Genomic DNA, 22,681 nt, shown 5'->3' on the forward strand with positions numbered 1-22,681 from the left:
GGCTGGATCTGGAACAACAGTCGGTGAGTGGTCGGGTGCGGGTGGAGTTACGTCAAACCGAAGTCACTGTCCAGGAGTTCGAACAGGTCGTCGTCGTTGCCGGTCGCCAGGCGATCTGCAACGGATGCGGCGGCATCGCCCGTGCCCCCCGGGCCCTTGGCGGCCGCCGATGCCGCGGAGGCGTCGAGGAGCCCGAGGAGGTCGCGCAGCCGTGCCGCGACATCGGCCCGGTCGGCTTCGTCGGTGACGGACCCGGCGAGCCCGTCACGGACGCGGTCGAGCGTCGCCAGTACAGCCGCCGTGTCCGTCGGAGTACCGGTGTCCCGGTCACCCTTGGGGAGTTCGCGTTCCAGGTGGTCGGCGAGCGCGGCGGGGGTCGGGTGGTCGAAGACGAGAGTGGCGGGCAGCCGCTGCGCGGTGGCGGTGGTGAGCCGGTTGCGCAGCTCCACGGCGGTCAGTGAGTCGAAGCCGGCGTCCTTGAAGGGAGTCTGCAACTCGACGCGCAGCGGATCGCCGTACCCGAGGACCCGCGCCACTTCGGTGCGCACCAGCGTGCGCAGTGCGGCCGTGCGCTCGGCGCGCGACTTGCCCATCAACTGCTCGGCGAGGCCGGCGGAGGGCCGGGCGTTGTCGTCGGCCGTGGCCGCCTCGGCGGATGCGGGGGCGGCGGCCGGGGGAGCCAGGCCGTACAGCACCTCCGGCACCGCCTCAGCGTCGGCCGCCGCGCGGGCGCGCAGCCCCGCGAGGTCCAGACGCAACGGCAGCAGCACCGCCTCGTCCCCGGGCCCGCCCGGTGCGCAGGCCGCGTCGAACAGCGACAGCCCTTCGGCCCGGTCGAGCGGCAGGATGCCGGAGCGGCGCAGCCGGGCCAGGTCGGCGGCGCCCAGTCCGGCGCCCATGCCGTCGCCCCGACCGCCGTCCTCGTCGCCCCAGAGGCCCCAGGCCAGGGACACGGCGGGCAGGCCCTGCGCGCGTCGCCAGGATGCGAACGCGTCGAGGAAGGCGTTGGCGGCGGCGTAGCCGGACTGGCCGGGGCTGCCGAGCGTCCCGGCGGCCGAGGAGAACAGTACGAAGGCGGACAGGTCCAGTTCGCGCGTCAGCTCGTGCAGATGCCGGGCCGCGTCGGCCTTGGGCCGCAGCACGGCCGAGATCCGCTCGCCGGTCTGGGCGGTGACGGTCCCGTCGTCGAGGACGCCCGCCGTGTGGACGACGCCGGTGACGGGGCGGTCGGCCGGGACGGCGCCGAGTACGGCTGCCAGCGCCGCGCGGTCCGCCGTGTCGCAGCTGACGATGTCCGCCTGCGCGCCCAGCTCCGCCAGTTCTGCGGCGAGTTCGTGGGCGCCTGGGGCGTCCGGGCCGCTTCGGCTGGTCAGCAGCAGATGCCGTACTCCGTGCCGGGCCGCGAGATGGCGGGCGACCGCCCGGCCGAGCGTCCCGGTGCCGCCGGTGATGAGCACCGTGCCGTCCGTGCGCCAGGGGGAGCCGGAGCCGGTGACCCCGGTGTCCCGGACGAGCCGGGGGACGAGGAGCGCGCCGTCGCGTACGGCGATCTGCCCCATGCCGGTCGCGGCGGCTCCGGCCAGGGCCCGGTATGCGGCCTCCCGTTCCCCGTCCGGCACCGCCAGGTCCACCAGGGCGAAGCGGTCCGGATGCTCGGCCTGGGCGCTGCGCAGCAGACCCCAGGCCGCGGCGGCGGCCGGTCGGCCGACCGCCGCACCGGCGGCCACGGCGCCATGCGTCACCAGCACCAGCCGGGCGGCGGCGAAGCGCTCCTCGGCCAGCCAGTGCTGTACGAGGCCCAGCGCCCGCGCCGTCGCCTCATGGGCGTCGAAAGCGAGGTCTGCTTCGCCGTCGAGGTCCACCACGACGGTTCCGGGCACGGCCGGCGCATCGGTGGCCAGCGCGGTCAGGTCGGCGGTGATGCGTACCGAGCCGGGCGGCAGCGCAGCTCGCAGGCCCTCCAGGAGCGCGGGGGCGTGGTCGCCGACGACGGCCCACTCGCCCGTATCCTCCATAGGTGGCTCCCCGGCGGGCGTCCACTCCAGCCGGTACAAGGGTGTGCCCTCGCCCTCTACCGGCGGCAGCTGGTCCGCCGTCACCCGGCGCAGTGCCAGCGAGCGGGCGGCGAACACGGGGCGGCCCTCCGCGTCGGCCGCCGCGACGGTCACCGAGTCGGGACCGGCCGGGGCGATCCGTACCCGCAGGCCGGTAGCGCCACGGGCATGCAGCTGTACGTCGTTCCAGGCGAACGGCAGCATCCCGTGCGGGCCCTCGGGGAACTGCTCGCCGAAGCCGATGGCGTGCAGCGCCGCGTCCAGCAGCGCCGGGTGGATGCCGTACCGGGCGTCGTCGTCGGCCGGCCGGTCCGGCAGTCGCACCTCGGCGAACACCTCCTCGCCGCGCCGCCAGACCGTACGCAGGCCCTGGAAGGCGGGACCGTAGCCGACTCCGGCAGCCGCGAAGCGCGCGTACTCCGCCGCGATCCGGTCCGCGTCGTCGGCGACGGGGGTGGCGCCGGCGGGCGGCCAAGCGCCCCGCAGACAGGCCAGGGCGTCGTCGGGGCCGTCGTCGCTGCTGTCGGCTTCGGCGGCGAGCACGCCCGTGGCGTGCCGCGTCCAGCCGGCGGCCGGGCCTTCGCCCTCGGCCGGGCACGAGTCGATCCGTACGGTCCGGGCGCCGGACGCGTCCGGGCCGCCCACCGTGACCCGCAGCCGGACACCGGCGGTGTGCCCGTCCTCGCCCCCCGGCAGAACGAGGGGAGCGGCGAAGGCCAGCTCCACCACCCGGGCGCAGCCGAGGTCCGCTCCGGCCCGGGCGGCGAGGTCCAGGAGCGCCGCGCCGGGCAGTACGGTACGGTCCCAGACCGCGTGGTCGGCGAGCCACGGGTGGGTACGGGCCGAGAGCAGCCCGGTCCGTACGGTTCCCTCGCCGTCGGGCAGATCGACGGCGGCGGCCAGCAGCGGGTGACCCGCGGCGTCGAGCCCGGCGGTGGCCAGGTCGGCGGCGGGCCGCGTGGCGTCCAGCCAGTAGCGGGTGCGCTGGAACGGGTAGGTGGGCAGGTCGGCGGCGGGGCCGTCGCCGTGCGGGGCGGACAGGTCGACCGGGACGCCATGGGCGTGCACCGTGGCCAGCGCCCCCATGAAGGCCGCCGTCTCGTCGCGGTCGCGGCGCAGCACCGGCACCATCACGACGGCGCGCCCGGCGGACTCTTCGGACGGCGTGCCGTCCCCCTCGGGGGCCTCCGGCAGGCACTCACGGCCCATCGCGGTCAGTGTGCCGTCCGGCCCCAGTTCGACGAAGGTGTCGATGCCCAGGCTTCGCAGGGTGCTCATGCCGTCGAGAAAGCGCACGGCCTCGCGGGCATGCCGTACCCAGTACTCCGGGGTGCACAGCGTGTCACCGTCCGCCGCCTCACCGGTGAGGTCGGAGACGACCGGGATCCGCGGCTTCGCGTACTCCACCTCGCGTGCGACGCGCGCGAACCCCTCCGTCATCGCGTCCATGTGCGGTGAGTGGAAGGCGTGACTGACCGGCAGCCGCTTGACCCGCCGTCCTTCCGCCCGCCAGTGAGCGGCCACCTCCTCCACGGCCGCCTCGTCGCCGGAAATCACCGTCGCCGACGGCCCGTTGACGGCGGCGATGCCCACCCGCGCGCCGCGCCCGGCCAGCAGCGGGGCTACCTCCGCCTCGCTCGCCTGGAGCGCGGCCATCGCACCGCCGGCCGGCAACGCGCCCATCAGCCGGCCGCGCGCGGCCACCAGTCGGGCGGCGTCGGGCAGGGAGAACACCCCGGCCGCGTACGCGGCGGCCAGCTCGCCGACCGAGTGGCCGAGCAGCGCGTCGGGGCGCAGGCCCCACGCCTCCACCAGCTGGAACAATGCCACTTCGAGCGCGAAGAGCGCGGGCTGGGTGTACTCGGTGCGATCGAGCAGCCCGGCCGCCTCGCTGCCTGCCGCGGCGAACATCACCTCGCGCAGCGGAAGGCGGCCGGACCCTTCCAGATGCCGGTCCAGCTCCGCCGTGACCTCGTCCAAGGCCGCGGCAAAGACGCGGTGGCGCGCGTACAGCTCGTAACCGGCCCCTGGCCGCTGGCTGCCCTGCCCGGTGAAGAGCAGCGCGGTACGGCGGCCGTGCTCGGCCCGGCCGGTGACCAGACGAGGCCCGCTGCCGCTCGCGCCGCGCGCCAAATCGGCCAGGCCGTCCAGGAGTTCACCATGGTCGGCGCCCAGCACCACGGCCCGGTGCGCAAAGGCCGTACGGGACCGGGCCAGGGTCCGTCCGACCGCGGCCGGGGCCGGGGCGTTCGCCGTCGCCGCGGTGAGGTGGTCGTGCAGCCGCCGCGCCTGCGCGCGCAGGGCGTCTTCGGTGCGCCCGGACAGCGGCCAGGCCACAGTGGCGGGTTCCCCGGAGTCCGACCCGGCGCTCTCCTGCGCGGCCGTCGGTGCGCTCTCCAGGATCAGATGCGCGTTGGTGCCGCTGGCGCCGAAGGAGGACACTCCCGCCCGGCGGGGCGCGTCCTCCCGCTCGGGCCACTCCCGCGCCTGCGCCAGCAGCTCGACCGCGCCCGCCGACCAGTCCACCCGACTGGAGGGCCGGTCCGCGTGCAGCGTGCGCGGCAGCTTTCCGTGCCGCATCGCCAGCACCATCTTGATGACCCCGGCCACGCCCGCGGCGGCCTGGGTGTGCCCGATGTTGGACTTCAACGAGCCGAGCCACAGCGGCCTTTCGGCGGTCCGCCCGGTGCCGTAGGTGGCCAGCAGCGCTTGGGCTTCGATGGGGTCGCCGAGCCGCGTGCCGGTGCCGTGCGCCTCCACCGCGTCGATCTGGTCCGCTCCCAGGTCCGCCGCGGCCAGGGCCTGACGGATCACCCGCTGCTGGGAGAGACCGTTCGGCGCGGTCAGCCCGTTGCTGGCGCCGTCCTGGTTGACCGCGGAGCCCCGGATGACGGCCAGGATCCGACGGCCGTTGCGTATCGCGTCCGAGAGCCGCTCCAGCAGCAGCATGTCCGCCCCTTCGGCGAAGCTGGTGCCGTCGGCGGCGTCCGAGAACGCCTTGCAGCGGCCGTCGGCGGCCAGCCCGCGCAGCCGGGCGAAGTCGATGAACAGATCCGGGGTGGACAGCACGGTAGCGCCGCCCGCCAGGGCCATGTCGCACTCCCGCTGCCGCAGCGCCTGAGCCGCCAGGTGCACGGCGACCAGCGACGAGGAACACGCGGTGTCGACGGTGACGGCCGGCCCCTCCAGCCCGAGGGTGTAGGCGATCCGGCCGGAAGCGATGCTGCCCGCACTGCCGTTGACCAGGTAGCCCTCCATCCCCGGCGGGATCTCGTGCAGCCGGGCACCGTAGTCGTGGTACATCACGCCCGCGTAGACCCCGGTACGCGAGCCCCGGGCCGATGCCGGGTCGATACCGGCCCGCTCGAACACCTCCCAGGACGTCTCCAGCAGCAGCCGCTGCGTCGGGTCCATGGCGAGCGCCTCGCGCGGGCTGATCCCGAAGAACTCCGCGTCGAAGTCGGCACAGTCGTGCAGGAAGCCGCCCTCGCGGGAGTAGACGGTGCCGGCCTTGGCCGGGTCCGGGTCGTAGAGTGCGTCGAGGTCCCAGCCGCGGTCGTCGGGGAACGGCGAGACCGCGTCGGTCCCGGAGTCGACCAGCTGCCACAGCTCCTCGGGCGAGGTGACACCGCCGGGCAGCCGGCAGCTCATCCCCACGATGGCGATCGGCTCGCGGGCGTCGTCCTCAAGGGCGCGCAGCCGCTGCCGCGTGCCGTGGAGTTCGGCGGTGACCCGCTTGAGGTAGTCGCGGATCTTGTCCTCGTTGGCGGTCATCGACCGGACCCTTCCTGGCCTGCTCGCTGTTGCTTGTCATGCCTGCTCGTGGCGGTGCGCACCGTGTCGGGCGCCCTGCCGGCGGCCACCGGTTCCGCTGCCTTCACCGGCTCCTCCGCGTCCACCGGCCCCTCACAGCTGGTCCTCGATGAACGCGAACAGGTCGTCGTCGGAGGCGGCGTCCAGCCGCTCCAGCACGTCCTCGTCGGCCTGCCCGGCGCCGCCGGCACCGCGCTTCTCCGGCCCGTCCCCGACGGCACCGCCGACCGCGGCCAGCATCTCCGTCAGCCGGCGCCGGATCACATCGCGCCGGATGTCGTCCTGCGGCATGTCCCGCACCGCCCGGTCCAGCGCGTCGATACCGGACAGCGCCGCCTCACCCGCGTCCTCCCGGCCCTCCGCCGCCAGCAGCTCGGCCAGATGCCCGGCGAGCGCCTGGAGACTGGGGTGGTCGAAGACCAGCGCGGGCGGCAGCCGCAGGCCGGTGGCCACTCCCAGCCGGTTGCGCAGTTCTACGGCCGTCAGGGAGTCGAGCCCGATCTCGCGGAAGGAACGGTCCGGGTCCACCGACGCCGCGTCGGAGAAGCCCAGCACCTGCGCCAGCTGCCCCTGTGCCAGGGACAGCAGCTCCGACCGCCGGCCCGCTTCGTCCATCCCCGCGAGCCGGGACCGCAACTGCTGCGGCCCACTCGGACCGCCCGCGCTCTCCGGCCGGCCCGCACCGTTGGCGCCGTCCGCACGCGCCGCCGACCGGCGCACCACCGTGTCCGGCACCAGCCCGCGCAGCAGTACAGGCACCGCAGCGTCACCGCGCTCCGCCCGCTCCGTGTGCAGCGCCGCCGCGTCCAGCCGCATCGCGCACACCAGCGGCTCCGGACCACCGTCAGCGCTGCTGAACGCCATGGCCCGGTCGAACAGCTGCAGGCCCTGCTCGGCCGAGAGCGGCGCTATTCCCGTCCGCGCCAGCCGCCGCAGATCCGCCTCGCCGAGGTGCCCGGTGAAGGTGCTCACCGCGCTCCACAGCCCCCACGCCAGCGACACTCCCGGCAGGCCCTGGGCGCGCCGATGGTGGGCCAGCGCGTCCAGGAAGGTGTTGGCGGCCGCGTAGTTGGCCTGCCCGGCCCCGCCCAGCAGGCCCGTCGCGCCGGAGTACAGCACGAACGCGGACAGCGGCATCCCCGCCGTGAGCGCGTGGAGATTCATCGCCGCGTCCACCTTGGGGCGCAGCACATGCTCCAACTGCGCGGGCGACAGCGCCTCGACGGTGCTGTCGTCGATCACACCGGCCGTGTGGACCACGCCGGTGAGCGGGTGCTCGGCGGGAATCGCCGCCAGCGCATCGGCCAGCGCCGTACGGTCGGCCGCGTCACAGGCGACCAGCTCGACCCGGGCGCCCTGCTCCGTCAGCGCACGCTCCAGCTCGGCCGCCCCCTCGGCCTCCCGACCGCTGCGGCTGAGCAGCAGCAGCCGTCGTACGCCGTGGACGGAGACCAGGTGCCGGGCCAGCATGCTGCCGAGGGTGCCGGTGGCTCCGGTCACCAGGACGGTGCCTTGGGGGGTGAACGGCGCGGAGCCCTCAGAGTCGCCCTCCCATTCGGCGAGGAACGGTGTCAGGAGCTCCCCGTTGCGCAATGCCAGTTGTGGCTCGCCTGTGGCCACAGCGATGGCCAGTTCCCCCCGCGACACCTCGCCGTCGGCATCGATGAGCGTGAACCGGTCCGGATGCTCGGTCTGGGCGCTGCGCAGCAGCCCCCACAGGGGGGCGTGGGCCAGATCCGGTACGTCCTCGTCAGCGGCGGCGGCCAGTGCACGGCGCGTGAGCACCACCAGCCGCACGCCGGCGAACCGCTCGTCGGCCAGCCACTCCTGTACGAGCGCCAGCCCGCGGCGGGCCGTGTCCCGTACCTGCGCGGCGGTGTCCACCGGGCCCGGGACGAAGGGGGCGACCACCACGTCGGGCAGCGCTGCACCGCTGTCCAGCGCGGCACGAAGCGCGCCCAGGTCGGGGAAGCCTTCGAGGCCCTCGCCCGCCACGCCACTGCCGATGACCGCCCAGCGGTCGGACGGCACCGCCGGCGCCCCGGGGTGCTGCACCCGATGCCAGGCCACGCGGTACAGCGGCCCGGCCACCGCACCCCCGAGGAGACTCGTCAGCCGCTCCTGAGCAAGCGGCCGCAGCACCATCGCCTCCAGCGACAGCACCGGCGTCCCGGAGAGGTCCACGGCCTGCAGCGATACCGCCGAGTCGCCGGCCCGGCCCAGCCGCACCAGCAGCGCGTCCGCACCGGTCGCATGCAGCGCGATGCCCTGCCAGGCGAAGGGCAGCAGTACGGAGCCGTCCTCGGGCGGTGACACGAACCCGCCCGCCAGCCACGGCTGGAGAGCCGCATCGAGCAGCCCGGGATGCACACCGAACCGGGCGGCATCGGCCGCGGCCCCGCCCGGCAACCGCACCTCGGCGAACACTTCGCCGTCGCGCTGCCAAACGTGCTCGACCCCGGTGAACACCTCGCCGTACGAATAACCGAGCGCCGCGAACCGGTCGTAGAGCTCCGCCGCCGTCATGGGTTCGGCCCCCTTGGGCGGCCAGCTCTCCCGGCTCCATTCCATGTCCGGGGCGGGAGGAGCGGCGGACACCAGCACACCGGTGGCATGCCGGGTCCAGGCAGCAGCGCCCGACGGCTCCTTGACTTCTTCCGCCTGGGAGAACACGACCACCCCGCGGCGTCCCGACTCATCGGCTGCGTCGACCGTGACCTGGAGCCGCACGCCGCCGCTCTCCGGTATCAACAGCGGTTCTTCCAGCGTGAGTTCCTCCACACCATGGCAGCCCGCCACCGACGCGACGTGCAGCGCCATCTCGAGGAAGGCGGCGCCGGGGAGCAGGGCCGTGCCGGACACACTGTGGTCGGCGAGCCACGGCTGCGCGGCCAGGGCCAGCCGCCCGGTCAGCAGCAGCCGACCGGAATCGGCGAGCGGCAACGCACCGCCGATCAGCGGATGCTCCTCCCACGTCATACCGAACCGAGCGGCCGCAGCCTCGCCGGTACCGGAGGGCGAAGTCGCCGCCCAGTAGTGCTGGTGTTGGAAGGGGTAGGTGGGGAGGTCGGTGGGGCGTGCACCGGTGCCGTCGAAGAGGGCGGGCCAGTGCACGGGGGCGCCGTGGGTGAAGGCTTCGGCGGCGTTGGTGAGGAGTCGGTGGAGTGTGCCGTCGTTGCGGCGCAGGGTGCCGAGGGCGGTGATGCCTTCGGGGAGGACGGGGGTGAGGACGGGGTGGGCGCTGGTTTCGATGAAGAGGGTGTGGCCGTCGGTTTGGAGGTGTTGGACGGTTTCGTGGAGGCGGACGGGTTGGCGGAGGTTTTGGTACCAGTAGGTGGCGTCGAGGGTGGTGGTGTCGATGGGGGCGGCTTCGACGGTGGAGTAGAAGGGGATGGCCGCGTGCTGGGGGCGGATTCCGTCCAGGGTGTTGAGGAGTTCGTCGCGGATGGGTTCGGTGTAGGCGGTGTGGGAGGCGTAGCTGATGGGGACGCGGCGGGCGTGGATGCCTTCGGCTTCGCAGGTGCTGAGGACGGTGTTGATCTGGTCGAGGGGGCCTGCGACGACGGTGGAGGTGGGGCCTGCGGTGACGGCGATGGTGAGCCGGTCGCCCCAGGCGGGCATGTGCTGCTCGGCTTCGGTGAGGGGCAGGGCGAGGGAGACCATGCCGCTGTGTCCGGCGAGGTGGCGTTCGATGAGGCGGGCGCGTAGCGCGATGATGCGGGCGCCGTCTTCCAGTGTGAGGGCGCCGCAGACGACGGCGGCGGCAATCTCGCCCTGGGAGTGCCCGATGACGGCGTCGGGGGTGATGCCGAGGGACTTCCATGCTTCGGCGAGGGAGATCATGACGGCGAAGCAGGCGGGTTGGACGACGTCCTCGCGTTCCAGTGAGGGTGCGTCGTCGGTCTGTCGGATGAGGTCGGTGAGTTTCCAGTCCAGGTGCTCGGCGAGCAGCGCTTCGCAGCGTGCCATGGTGGCGGCGAAGACGGGGGATTCATCCAGAAGCTGAGCGGCCATGCCGGCCCACTGGGTGCCCTGTCCGGGGAAGAGAAACACCGTTCGGGGGTTCCCGGAAGCCTGCCCGCTCAGTGGTGCCTGTCCGGCTGCTACGGCTTCCAGGCCGGTTCGCAGCGAGGCGTGGTCCTCGGCGAGGACCACGGCCCGGTGTTCGAAGACCGAGCGGGACACGGTCGTGGAGTAGCCGAGGTCCAGCAGTCGGGTGGTGTCGTCGATGTGGTCGATGAGCTGTCGGGCCTGGGCGCGCAGGGCGCCGCTGTCCCGTCCGGAGACGACGACAGGGACCGGGCTCAACTCTCGCTCGGCGGCATCTCGTTCGGTGGTGTCGTGCGGTGCCTGCTCCAACACCACGTGCGCGTTCGTCCCGCTGACGCCGAAGGCCGAGATGCCGGCCCGCCGGACCCGCTCCGACTGCGGCCACGGTGTCTGCTTCGTCAGCAGGGACACCGCTCCCGCAGTCCAGTCCACATGCGGTGAAGGCTCGTCCACGTGCAGTGTCGTGGGCAGTACGCCGTGCTGCATGGCCAGCACCATCTTGATGACACCGCCCACGCCGGCGGCGGCCTGGGTGTGCCCGATGTTGGACTTCAGCGAGCCCAGCCACAGTGGCTGTTCGGCCGGGCGACTCTGCCCGTACGTGGCCAGCAGCGCTTGGGCCTCGATGGGGTCGCCGAGCCGGGTGCCGGTGCCGTGCGCCTCGACCGCGTCGACGTCTTCCGCGCCCAGCCCGGCGTTCTCCAGCGCCCGGCGGATGACCCGCTGCTGCGAGGGGCCATTGGGTGCGGTCAGGCCGTTGCTGGCGCCGTCCTGATTGACAGCGGAGCCGCGGACCACGGCGAGGATGCGGTGGCCGTTGCGTACTGCGTCCGACAGCCGCTCGACGGCCAGCATGCCGGCTCCCTCACCCCAGCTCGTACCGTCGGCCGCCGCGGAGAACGCCTTGCAGCGTCCGTCCGCCGCCAGCCCCCGCTGCCGCGAGAACTCCACGAAGAGGCCGGGGGCGGCCATGACGGTGACACCGCCCGCGAGCGCGAGGTCGCACTCGCCGTTGCGCAGTGCCTGCACCGCCAGATGGAGCGCTACGAGGGAGGACGAGCAGGCCGTGTCGACGGTCACCGCCGGGCCCTCCAGGCCCAGGGCGTAAGAGACGCGGCCCGAGACCACGCTGCCGGAGGTGCCGGTCAGCAGATGTCCCTCGTACTCCTGCGGCGCCTCGTGCAGCCGGGCCGCGTACTCCTGGTGGACCATGCCCGCGTACACGCCGGTCTGGGTGCCGTGCAGGGTGTGCGGGTCGATGCCGGCCCGCTCCAGCGCCTCCCAGGAGGTCTCCAGCAGGAGCCGCTGCTGCGGGTCCATGGCGAGCGCCTCGCGGGGCGAGATGCCGAAAAAGGCGGCGTCGAAGTCGCCCGCGTCGTAGAGGAATCCGCCTTCGCGGGTGTACGTACGGCCCGGTCGGCCGGGCTCCGGATCGTAGATGCCGTCCACGTCCCAGCCGCGGTCGGAAGGCATCGGGCCGATGACGTCCCGCTCCTCCAGCAGCACCTTCCACAGGTCCTCGGGGGACCGTACGCCGCCCGGGAAGCGGCAAGCCATGCCGACGATGGCAATCGGCTCATCGGTGGACAGGGGAGTCCGTGCCGGAGCGGTGGCCTCGTCCGGCGTGGACTGGTCGGCGGACAGGCCGAGGGCGTCGTGCTGGAGGAAGCCGGCCAGCGTGGCGGGGGTCGGGTGGTCGAAGACGACCGTGGCGGGGAGCATGGCCCCGGTGGCGGCGTTGAGACGGTTGCGCAGCTCCAGCGCGGTCAGTGAGTCGAAGCCCGCGGCCTTGAAAGAGCTGCCCGGCGCGATGGCGTCCGCCGAACCGTGGCGCAGCACCGCGGCGGCCTCCGTACGGACCAGCTCCACAAGAATCCGCCGCTGTTCGCCCGCCGGCAGACCCTCGATGCGCTGGGCCAGTGAGGCACCGGAGCCGTCCCTGGCGGTCTTTGCCCGCACGGAGCCGTCCTGCTCCAGAGCGCGGCGGGCCTCGGGCAGCTCGTCGAAGAGCGGCCCGGGGCGCAGCGCCGCCGTGCGCGGTGCGAACTCCGCCCAGTCCACGTCCGCGACCGTGCGGCAGACCGCGCCCTCGTCCAGCGCGCGCTGCAGTGCCTGGATTCCGGTGCGGGGCTCCAGGGCCCGGATGCCACGGCGGTTGAGGCTCACCTCGCCGGTGCCCTCGGCCATGCCGCCACCGGCCCACAGGCCCCAGCTGATGGAGGTCGCTGCCAGCCCCGCGGCCCGGCGGCGCTCGGCGAGCGCGTCCAGTGCGGCGTTGGCGGCGGCGTACGCGGCCTGGCCACCGTTGCCCCAGGCCCCGGTGACGGACGAGAAGAGAACGAAGGCATCGAGGTCGCGGCCCTCGGTGAGCTCGTGCAGATGAACGGCGGCCGTCGCCTTGGGGCGCTGCACCTCCGTCATGCGGTCGAGGGTGAGGGCACCGACCGTGCCGTCGATGAGCACTCCCGCGGTGTGGAAGACAGCGGTCGGCGGGTGCTCGTCGAGCAGCGCGGCCAGCGCGTCGCGGTCCGCCACATCGCAGGCCGCCAGCGTTACCCGGGCCCCGAGCCCGGTCAGCTCGTCCGCCAACGCCTGCGCTCCGGGGGCCTGTTCGCCGCGCCTGCTGGTCAGCACGAGATGCTCGGCGCCGTGCTCGGCCAGCCAGCGGGCGACGTGCCTGCCGATGGCACCCGTACCACCCGTGATCAGCACGGTTCCGCGCGGACGCCACTGCCGGCCCGCTTCCGCGCGTGCGGGTACGCGTACGAGGCGACGGCCGTAGGCGCCGGAGGGGCGGAGGGCGATCTGGTCTTCGGTGGTGGTGTGGGTGAGGGCTTGGGTGAGGTGGCGGGTGGTCTGGGGAGTGGGGTGGTGGGGGAGGTCGATGAGTCCGCCCCAGTGGTCGGGGTGTTCGAGGGCGGCGACGCGTCCGAGGGCCCAGAGCTGGGCGGCTTCGGGGTCGGGGATCTCGCCGGGGGTGATGGCGACGGCGCCTTGGGTGAGGGTCCAGAGCGGGGCCTTGAGGTCGGTGTCGCCGAGGGCCTGCGTCAGGGCGAGTGTCGCGGTGAGCGCGATGGGCAGGGTGGGGTGCCCGGGGTGTGTGCCGCCGACGAGACCGAGGAGGGAGACGATGCCGGTGACCGGCTGGTCGTGCTGCGCGGTGAGGAGGGTGGTGAGTGCGGCGCGGTCCGTGGTGGGGTCGACGGTGAGGTGGGTGACGGTGGCGCCGTGGGCGGTGAGCGTCTGAGCCACGTCAGTGGTGAGTTCGGCGTTGGGATCGACCTTGTGCTCAGAGCTGTGCTCGATCGGGGAGATGAGCAGCCAGTGGCCGGTGAACCGTGCCGATCCTGTGAACGTCAGATTCCGCCATGTGATGTTGTACGACAGCTCGTCCTGCGGCGATTCGGTCCGGCTCTGCGGAGCGGGAGCCTCCAGCCAGTAATGCTGGTGTTGGAAGGGGTAGGTGGGGAGGTCGGTGGGTTGGGCGCCGGTGTCGGTGAAGGCGGCCGGCCACTGGGTGGGGGCGCCGTGGGTGAAGGCTTCGGCGGCGTGGGTGAGGAAGCGTCGGAGGGTGCCTTCGTTGCGGCGTAGCGATCCAATGGCGGTGATGTCGTCGGGGAGGACGGGGGTGAGGACGGGGTGGGAGCTCGCCTCGATGAAGAGGGTGTGGCCGTCGGCTTGGAGGTGTTGGACGGTGTCGTGGAAGCGGACGGTCTGGCGGAGGTTGCGGTACCAGTAGTCGGCGTCGAGGGTGGTGGTGTCGATGGGGGCGGCTTCGACCGTCGAGTAGAACGGGATGCTGGCGGTCTGTGGGTGGATGCCGTCCAGAGCTTGGAGCAGCTCGTCCTTGATGGTTTCGACGTGGGTGGAGTGGGAGGCGTAGTCGACGGCGATGGTGCGGGCCCGCACACCGTCAGCCTCGCAGGCGGCGACCATTTCCGCGATGGCGGTGGCGTCACCGGCGACAACGGTGGAGGTGGGGCCGTTGACCACCGCGACCTCCAGCCGACCGTCCCACCGCTCCAGCCGGGCCGCGGCCTCGGCACGGGGCAGGGCGATGGAGGCCATTCCGCCGTGACCGGCGAGGTTCCGTCCGATGATCTGGGCGCGCAGGGCGCTGATGCGGGCGCCCTCTTCGAGGGATAGCGCGCCGCAGACGACGGCGGCGGCGATTTCGCCCTGGGAGTGGCCGATGACGGCGTCGGGCTGGATGCCTGCTGATCTCCACAGCTCGGCGAGGGAGATCATGACGGCGAAGCAGGCGGGCTGGACGACGTCGACGCGTTGCAGGGCGTCTTCGTCGGCGAGGATGTCGGTGAGTTTCCAGTCCACCAGGCCGTTCAGCGTGTCTTCGCAGCGGGCCATGGAGGCGGCGAACGCCGGTGATTCGGCGAGCAGTTGGACGGCCATGCCGACCCACTGCGTCCCCTGACCCGGGAACACGAACACCGAACGACCGACGTTGGCGGAAACGACCCCGGCGACGACATCTGCGGACGCCTCACCCGCCACGATCGACTCCAGGCCGGCCTGCAGAGCCGCCTCGTTCTCGGCCAGTACCACTGCCCGGTGCTCGAAGGCCGAGCGCGACACTGCGGTCGAGTAGCCCAGGTCCAACAGCCGTGCTGCGTCAACCCGCTCGATCAACTGCTGTGCCTGCTGTTGCAGGGCACCTTCATCACGTCCCGAGACGATCACCGGAACGATGGGCAGATCCAGCGTTCCCTGCGACGCGTCGGTTGTTTCCGGTTCCGGAGCCTGTTCGAGGATGACGTGGGCGTTGGTGCCGCTGACGCCGAAGGAGGAGACGGCGGAGCGGCGGGGACGGTCCAGCTCGGGCCAGGTCGTCGGCTCGGTGAGCAGTGAGACCGCGCCTGCCGACCAGTCGACCTGGGAGGACGGCTGGTCGATGTGCAGGGTGCGGGGCAGCTCGCCGTGCTGCATGGCGAGCACCATCTTGATGACGCCACCCACGCCTGCGGCGGCTTGGGCATGTCCGATGTTGGATTTGAGCGAGCCCAGCCAGAGTGGCTGTTCGGGCGGGCGATTCTGCCCGTACGTGGCCAGTAGTGCTTGGGCCTCGATGGGGTCGCCGAGGCGGGTGCCGGTGCCGTGGGCTTCGACGGCGTCTACATCGCCGGGGTTCAGTCCGGCGTTTTCCAGGGCGCGTCGGATGACGCGTTGTTGTGAGGGGCCGTTGGGTGCGGTGAGTCCGTTGCTGGCGCCGTCCTGGTTGACGGCGGAGCCGCGTACCACGGCCAGGATGCGGTGGCCGTTGCGTAGGGCGTCGGAGAGTCGTTCGACGGCGAGTACGCCGGCGCCTTCGCTCCAGCCCGTTCCGTCGGCGGTGTCGGAGAATGCCTTGCAGCGGCCGTCCGCCGCCAACCCCCGCTGCCGCGAGAACTCCACGAACATTCCCGGCTCGGCCATGACCGTGACGCCACCCGCCAGCGCGAGGTCGCACTCACCGTTGCGCAGCGCCTGCACCGCCATGTGCAGGGCCACCAGCGAAGACGAGCAGGCCGTGTCGACCGTCACCGCCGGACCCTCCAGCCCGAGGGTGTACGAGACGCGGCCCGAGGCGACACTGGCGGTGCTGCCCGTCAGCAGGTAGCCCTCGTAGCCCTGTGCGGACTCGTGAAGCCGAGGGCCGTATTCCTGCGTCATCGCGCCGACGAAGACGCCGGTCTGGCTGCCGCGCAGGGTGTGCGGGTCGATGCCGGCCCGCTCCAGCGCCTCCCAGGACGTCTCCAGCAGCAGCCGCTGCTGCGGGTCCATCGCCATTGCCTCACGGGGCGAGATGCCGAAGAAGGCGGCGTCGAAGTCGCCCGCGTCGTGCAGGAAGCCGCCCTCGCGGGTATACGTACGCCCGGCCGCTGCCGGATCCGGGTCGTACAGGCCCTCAACATCCCAGCCACGGCCCATCGGGAACGGCGAGATGGCGTCCGTCTCCGAGGCCACCAGGTCCCAAAGCCCCTCGGGCGAGGTCACCCCGCCCGGGAAGCGGCAGCCCATCCCCACGATCGCAATCGGCTCATCGGCCGGGATCGCGGCGCGTGCGCGGCTCTCTTCCTGGGACTTGCCGAAGAGCAGGTCCCGCAGGTAGCGCGCGGCGGCGAGAGGAGTGGGGCAGTCGTAGATGAGAGTTGCCGGAAGCTGGAGCCCGGTGCGCGCCTGAAGTGCGCTCTTGAGCTCTACGCCGGTGATCGAGTCGACGCCCAGACCGTTGAACGTTGCCTGGTCCTGCACCGCCGCGGCGGAATCCAGCCCGAGGACGAGGGCGGCGCTTTCGCGGACGTGTGTGAGCAAGCGATCGACCTGCTCGGCCTTGCTCAATCCGGCTATGGCATCGCGGAGTTCAGCAGCAGGGTCATGATGCTGCGCGGCTGCCGTGTCGACTACTTCCTGCCGGGCGTCGATGGTGAGCGATGACACCTCCGTATCCGGCGCCCAGTAGTGCTGGCGTTGGAAGGGGTAGGTGGGGAGGTCGGTGGGGCGTGCGCCGGTGTTGTCGAAGGCGGCCGACCATTGGACGGGGGCGCCGTGGGTGAAGGCGTGGGCGGCGTTGGTGAGAAGCCGGTGCAGGGTGCCGTCGTTGCGGCGCAGCGAGGCGACAGCGGTGATGCCTTCAGGCAGTACGGGGGTGAGGACGGGGTGGGCGCTGGCCTCGATGAAGAGGGTGTGGCCGTCGGTCTGGAGGCGTTGGACGGTTTCGTGGAGGCGGACGGGCTGGCGGAGGTTTTGGTACCAGTAGGTGGCGTCGAGGGTGGTGGTGTCGATGGGGGCGGCTTCGACGGTGGAGTAGAAGGGGATGGCCGCGTGCTGGGGGCGGATTCCGTCCAGGGTGTTGAGGAGTTCGTCGCGGATGGGTTCGGTGTAGGCGGTGTGGGAGGCGTAGCTGATGGGGACGCGGCGGGCGTGGATGCCTTCGGCCTCGCAGGCGCTGAGGACGGTGTCGATCTGGTCGAGGGGGCCTGCGACGACGGTGGAGGTGGGGCCTGCGGTGACGGCGATGGTGAGCCGGTCGCCCCAGGCGGGCATGTGCTGCTCGGCTTCGGTGAGGGGCAGGGCGAGGGAGACCATGCCGCTGTGGCCGGCCAGTTCTCGTTCGATGAGGCGGGCGCGCAGGGCGATGATGCGGGCGCCGTCTTCGAGTGTGAGGGCGCCGCAAACCACGGCGGCGGCAATCTCGCCCTGGGAGTGCCCGATCACAGCATCCGGGGTGATGCCGAGGGACTTCCATGCTTCGGCGAGGGAGATCATGACGGCGAAGCAGGCGGGTTGGACGACGTCCTCGCGCTCCAGTGAGGGTGCGTCGTCGGTCTGTCGGATGAGGTCGGTGAGTTTCCAGTCCAGGTGCTCGGCGAGCAGCGCTTCACACCGCGCCATGGTGGCGGCGAAGACAGGGGATTCATCCAGAAGCTGGGCGGCCATGCCGGCCCACTGGGTGCCCTGTCCGGGGAAGAGAAACACCGTTCGGGGATCCCCAGCGGTCACTCCGGTCAGTGGTGCCTGTCCGGCTGCTACGGCTTCCAGGCCGGTTCGCAGCGAGGCGTGGTCCTCGGCGAGGACCACGGCCCGGTGTTCGAAGACCGAGCGGGACACGGTCGTGGAGTAGCCGAGGTCCAGCAGTCGGGTGGTGTGGTCGATGTGGTCGATGAGCTGTCGGGCCTGGGCGCGCAGGGCGCCGCTGTCCCGTCCGGAGACGATGACAGGGACCGGGTTCAAGGCATGTACGGTCGCCGGCTCGTCCTTCCGGACCGGGTCCGGTGCCTGCTCCAGCACCACGTGTGCGTTCGTCCCGCCCATTCCGAACGAGGAGACGCCGGCGAGGCGCGGTGCGGCGGTCGTGGGCTGTCCCCCGCTGCCCGGCCACGGTTCCAGGGCTGTCGGCACCCGCAGGTTGAGCTGTTCCAGGGGGATGGCCGGGTTGGGCGTCTCGTGGTTCAGGGTGGGCGGCAGAACCCCCTCGCGGACGCACAGGGCCGCCTTGACCAGGCCGACGATGCCCGCGGCCCCTTCCAGGTGCCCGATGTTGGTCTTGACCGAGCCCACCGGCAGTGGGCTGCCCTGCGGCCGCGCCGCGCCGAGAACCGCGCCCAGCGCGGCCGCCTCGATGGGGTCGCCGACCGGAGTGCCTGTGCCGTGGAGTTCGACGTAACCGATGTGGTGCAGTCGTTCGGCATCGATGCCGGCGTTGGCGTACGCCGAACGCAGTACGGCCTCCTGCGCCGCGCGGTTGGGGGCGGTGAGCCCATCGCCCCCACCGTCGTTGTTGGCGGCGGCGCCGCGGATGACGCAGTGGACGCGGTCACCATCGGCCAGCGCGTGCTCCAGGGGTTTGAGGACCAGGCAGGCGCCGCCCTCTCCCCGGACGTACCCGTTCGCGCGGGCGTCGAAGGTGTAGGAGTGGCCGTCGGGGGACAGGGCCCCCATCAGTTCCATGCCGCGCGTGCTGTGCTCGGAGAGGACCAGGCTCACTCCGCCCACGAGGGCGAGACCGGTCTCGCCACGGCGCAGGCTCTCGCAGGCCAGGTGGACCGCGACCAGCGACGAGGACTGCGCGGAGTCCACGGCCAGGCTGGGGCCGCGCAATCCCAGGAGGTAGGAGAGGCGGTTGGCGGTCATGCCCCGGTTCAGGCCGGTCGCGGTGTGGCCGTTCAGTGCGGTGCCGGAGCGGTGGAGAAGGGCCGCGTAGTCGTCGGCCGCGACCCCGACGAAGACGCCGGTATCGGTGCCCGCCAAGGTGTCCGGCACGATGCCGGCGTGCTCCAGGGCGGTCCAGCCCAACTCCAGCATCAGCCGCTGTTGCGGGTCGGCCGCGGCGGCCTGGCGCGGGGACATGCCGAAGAAGCCGGCGTCAAAATCCGTGGCGTTCCCCAGGGCGCCGAGCCGGCTGCCGTCGGGCTGCTGTGCGACGGCGCTGCGGCCCGAAGTCAGCAGCTCCCAGAATTCATCGACACCAGGCGCTCCCGGGACCTGGCAGGACATGCCGACAATGGCAATGTCACCGGTCTGCTGCGCACCATTATTCGGGGCCATGAAATCTCCAGGTCGACACGAATGCGACTGACATGCAAAGGGTCAGCGGGGGATGGCTTCTCGGGAATTCTGGAACTCGGGCGGGTGGCGGAAGGCTCTGCCTTCGGAATTCAGATTCCCGGACACATGGGTAAGGATGGCGGGTCGATCCGCCCCTTTCGCCGGCCTCCCCATGGGATCAGCCACGGCACGCCCCGCGATAAGCTTGTACGAGGTAATCCCAGCTGCCCACGGATGAACGGTGCCTCATGCTGAACAGAGTCGTGCACGCACTCGCCTGCCCCCACTGCGGTGCCGCGCTCGCCCAACGTGACCGTGCCCTGCTCTGCGCCGCTGGACACAACTTCGACATCGCGAAGCAGGGTTATGTGAACCTGCTGTCGGGCGCGACGAAGCTCAGTGCGGACACCAGGGAAATGGTGGAGGCGCGCGCCGGATTCCTGGCATCCGGGCACTACGCCCCCATTTCCGAGGCGCTGGTCGAGCTGGCACGCCGTACGAGCGATCCGGCGCTGTCCGGCTGTGTCGTCGATATCGGCGGTGGCACCGGTTACTACCACGCGCGGGTGATGGACGCCTTTCCGGACGCCGTGGGAGTCCTGCTCGACATTTCGAAGTTCGCCGCCCGGCACGCGGCCAGGACGCATCCGCGGATCGATGCCGCGGTGGCCGATGCGTGGCAGGGGCTGCCCCTCCAGGACGGCGCCGCTTCTCTGGTGCTGAACACCTTCGCACCGCGCAACGGCCCGGAGCTGCGGCGGATCCTGGCGCCCGGCGGAGTCCTGCTCGTCGTCACCGCCCGCCCCGGCCATCTCCAGGAGCTGATCGACGCGCTCGGCCTGCTGAGCGTGGACGACCGCAAGGAGTCGAGGCTGACCGAACAGCTCGCCCCGTACTTCACGGTTGCCGAGACCGAGCAGCTGACGCGGACGATGACGCTCGACCACCAGGCGCTGGCCCAGCTGGTCGCCATGGGCCCCAACGCCTGGCACCACGATGCCCAGGACGTCCAGGAGCGGGTCCGGAAGCTGCCGGAATCCTGCCCCGTCACGCTGTCCGTCACGCTGACCGCCTACCGGCCGCTGCCGTAGCCGCGCACTGCGCCGACGGCCCGCCGCCACTCGCCAAGGGCGGGGGCGGCGGTCGGCCGACCGGGGCCCCGACTGAGGGACCCCGGCCAACACGGTGCTCAACCGACTGTCACCCCCGACGCCTGCGCCCAGTCCTCCAGGACGTCACAGGCGTTCTCCACACCGCGCTCCTGCGCGACCAGCCGGCCCAGCCGCTGGGCCCGTGCGGCCATCCCCGGGTCGTTGACCGCCTGACGGACACTGGCTGCCAGCGCTTCGCGGTCGAAGCCGATGAAGGGCACAGGTCGTGCGGCCACCCCCAGCTTGGACAGCCGCGCGGCCCAGAACGGGTGGTCGGCGAAGACCGGGCAGATCACCTGCGGCACGCCGGCGCGCACCACCTGCGCCATGGTGCCGACACCGCCGTGGTGGATGACCGCGGCCATCTTCGGGAACACCCCGGCGTAGTCCACGTCATGGAGCCGGAAGACGTCATCCGGCAGATCGCCGTCCGGTCCGTCGACCATCACCAGCCGGCGCCCGGCACTGCGGGCCGCGTTGATCGCGAACTCCATTGCGCGGTCCTGGTCGTGGAGCGACCAGGTGCTGCCGAAGGTCAGGGCAACCGGGGCCGGGCCGTCGTCGAGGAAGGCCTGGAAGTCGGCCGGCGGCTGCCACTCCTGGTCCCAGTACCAGAATCCGGTGACATGGGCCCGCTGCGGCCAGTCGGCCGGCTTGGGCAGCAAGCTGGGGCTGAACGGGTACAGGTACGGGCGTTCGTGGCCCAGGCGCGGGAACGGTGACGTGCGGCCGAACGGCGGCAGGTCCATGCGCGTGCGGTAGCCGTCGATCTCGGGCCGGCGCCAGGCCCACTCGTCACGGGCCGCCTGCCAGTGGGAGTAGCGGTTGTAGAGCGGCGTCAGCGGGCCCATCCGGCGCTGGTGGGACTCCACGGCCGGGAAGGACCAGGTGGGGGAGTTGGGCCACCAGCACACGGATGCCCATGGCGCGGGCGGGTGCCCGTAGGCCGCGGCCAGGGTCAGCGGCGCGTTGACGATGAAGTCGGCGCCCTGGGCCGCTTCGTGGACCGCGTCGACGACGACCTGGTCGTATCCTTCGGGCCCCTTGGGCAGCTTCTTGAGCAGGTCCTTCATCAGCGGACTGCGCCGCAGCGAGTCCCTGACCTCGGGCATGCTGAAGAACACGTCGGGTTCGCCCGGGGTGACCTTGTACTCCAGCCCGGCCCGCTCCACCAGCTTCTGCAGGGAGGCGGGCGCGGCGAGGGTGACCTTGTGGCCGCGCTCGCGCAGTCCGATGCCCAGCGCGATGAAGGGCTGTACGTCGCCGCGCGAGCCGATGGCCAGCAGCGTTACGCGCACGGCATCGTCCCCCTGACCCCCGTTGTGTTGTGCATGCTCATTCCGCTCCGCCTGAGGACACCGCCACCAGCGTGTCGAAGTCGCGCGGGATCCACGGGGGGATGCCGCCCTCGGAGTTGGTGCCCTTCTCGATGAAGGCGAGGTTGTGGTAGACGTGCAGGCCCGCCACGTTGCGGTCGGCGTAACTGGGCCGGTGGCCCGAGGTGGCCGGCCGCTCCTCGTGCTGGATGGAGTCGATCAGCGACTTCACCAGACCGAGGCTCGTGGCGCTGTCCTGGCGGGGGTCCTCGTTGCCGCCGAAGCCGGGCCAGTAGGCGGTCCACAGGTCCTCGATGACGTAGAGACCACCGGGGCGCACATGCGGGAAAAGTGCCTGGAAGGAGGTCCGGACGTGTTCGTTGATGTGGCTGCCGTCATCGATGACGATGTCGAACGGCCCGTACTCCTTGGCGATCGACGCCAGGTACTCCGGGTCGTTCTGGTCGCCCTGGAGGGTGGTGATGCGCGGTGCGTCGAAGTGGGACTTGTCGACGATGTCCAGGCCGTAGATCTCACCGCGGTGGAAGAAGTGCTTCCACATGCGCAGGGAGCCGCCGCCCCACTCGGGGTGCTTGTAGCCGCCGATGCCGATCTCCAGGACGCGCACCTGCTCGTTGCGGTAGTCGCGGAAGTGGCGGTCGTAGTGCGGGGTGAACCAGTGCAGGGAGCCCCACTTGGGCGTCATGTAGCGCGAGGCCAGCTCGCTGAGCTCGGGCTTGCGGGAGTGGCAGCCGGCGAGCACGGTCTCGGTGCCCTGCTGGGCGGCCAGGAAGTGGGTGCCGATGTGCTCGGCGCCGGAGTTGGCGTCGTTCTCGCTCCCGGTGTCGTCGCCCGAGGTCTCGGCGACGTACGGGAACAGTGTGGTGCCGCGCACGCCCGCTCCGCGCTCCCGTGTCGGGCCGAACAACTCCCGTACGAGTTCGCCCAGTTCGTATTCGACGCGCATGGCGATGAACGCCTCGTCCCGGTCGGCCGGGCGCACCGGTCCGCCCTTGGCGACGTACAGGTAGTGCGACTCGGGCGGGGTGCTGCCGGTGTGGACGGCGAGCTCCACGAGAACCGGAGCGTCGTTGACCGGGGCCGGGCAGCGCGAGGTGATCTCGTCCAGCAGTACCCGGGTGATGTCGGCCGGGCTGTGCCGGGCGACGAGGTCCTTCAGTGCGGCGTCATGTCCGCCGGCTGCCCCGATGATGTCGCGGAGCAGCGCTGTCTCGACTGATGTAGCCACGAGTTG

General features: G+C 72.1%; 5 protein-coding genes. 1 reads left to right on the forward strand and 4 read right to left on the reverse strand.

Annotated elements, in window-relative coordinates:
• Positions 1-47: 47 nt before the first annotated feature.
• On the reverse strand, positions 48-5,828 hold the full coding sequence (locus ABZ840_RS29890) for an SDR family NAD(P)-dependent oxidoreductase (protein WP_361564535.1): 5,781 nt from the start codon (positions 5,826-5,828) through the stop codon (positions 48-50).
• Positions 5,829-5,960: 132 nt separating this feature from the next.
• Positions 5,961-18,959 (reverse strand): SDR family NAD(P)-dependent oxidoreductase, encoded by a 12,999-nt coding sequence (locus tag ABZ840_RS29895; RefSeq protein WP_361564537.1) that lies wholly within the window; start codon positions 18,957-18,959, stop codon positions 5,961-5,963.
• A 248-nt stretch (positions 18,960-19,207) separates the two neighbouring features.
• On the opposite strand from ABZ840_RS29895, the gene ABZ840_RS29900 reads away from it, so the two are divergent.
• Entirely contained in the window at positions 19,208-20,050 is an 843-nt protein-coding gene (locus tag ABZ840_RS29900) for a putative RNA methyltransferase (protein WP_361564540.1), read from the forward strand.
• A gap of 98 nt (positions 20,051-20,148) precedes the next feature.
• Here ABZ840_RS29900 and ABZ840_RS29905 read toward each other — a convergent pair whose 3' ends face one another.
• Positions 20,149-21,408: a glycosyltransferase gene (locus tag ABZ840_RS29905; RefSeq protein ID WP_361564543.1), complete on the reverse strand. Its 1,260-nt coding sequence runs from the start codon at positions 21,406-21,408 to the stop codon at positions 20,149-20,151.
• Positions 21,409-21,445: 37 nt separating this feature from the next.
• Positions 21,446-22,675: a class I SAM-dependent methyltransferase gene (locus ABZ840_RS29910; protein ID WP_361564546.1), complete on the reverse strand. Its 1,230-nt coding sequence runs from the start codon at positions 22,673-22,675 to the stop codon at positions 21,446-21,448.
• Positions 22,676-22,681: the final 6 nt, after the last annotated feature.

The organism is Streptomyces sp. NPDC047117 (genome assembly GCF_040643545.1).
Lineage (GTDB): Bacteria > Actinomycetota > Actinomycetes > Streptomycetales > Streptomycetaceae > Streptomyces.

Coding starts and splice junctions, on each gene's coding strand:
- ABZ840_RS29895 (WP_361564537.1), bottom strand. CDS start 18,959: ATGGCCCCGAATAATGGTGCGCAGCAGACCGGTGACATTGCCATTGTC.
- ABZ840_RS29890 (WP_361564535.1), bottom strand. CDS start 5,828: ATGACCGCCAACGAGGACAAGATCCGCGACTACCTCAAGCGGGTCACC.
- ABZ840_RS29900 (WP_361564540.1), top strand. CDS start 19,208: ATGCTGAACAGAGTCGTGCACGCACTCGCCTGCCCCCACTGCGGTGCC.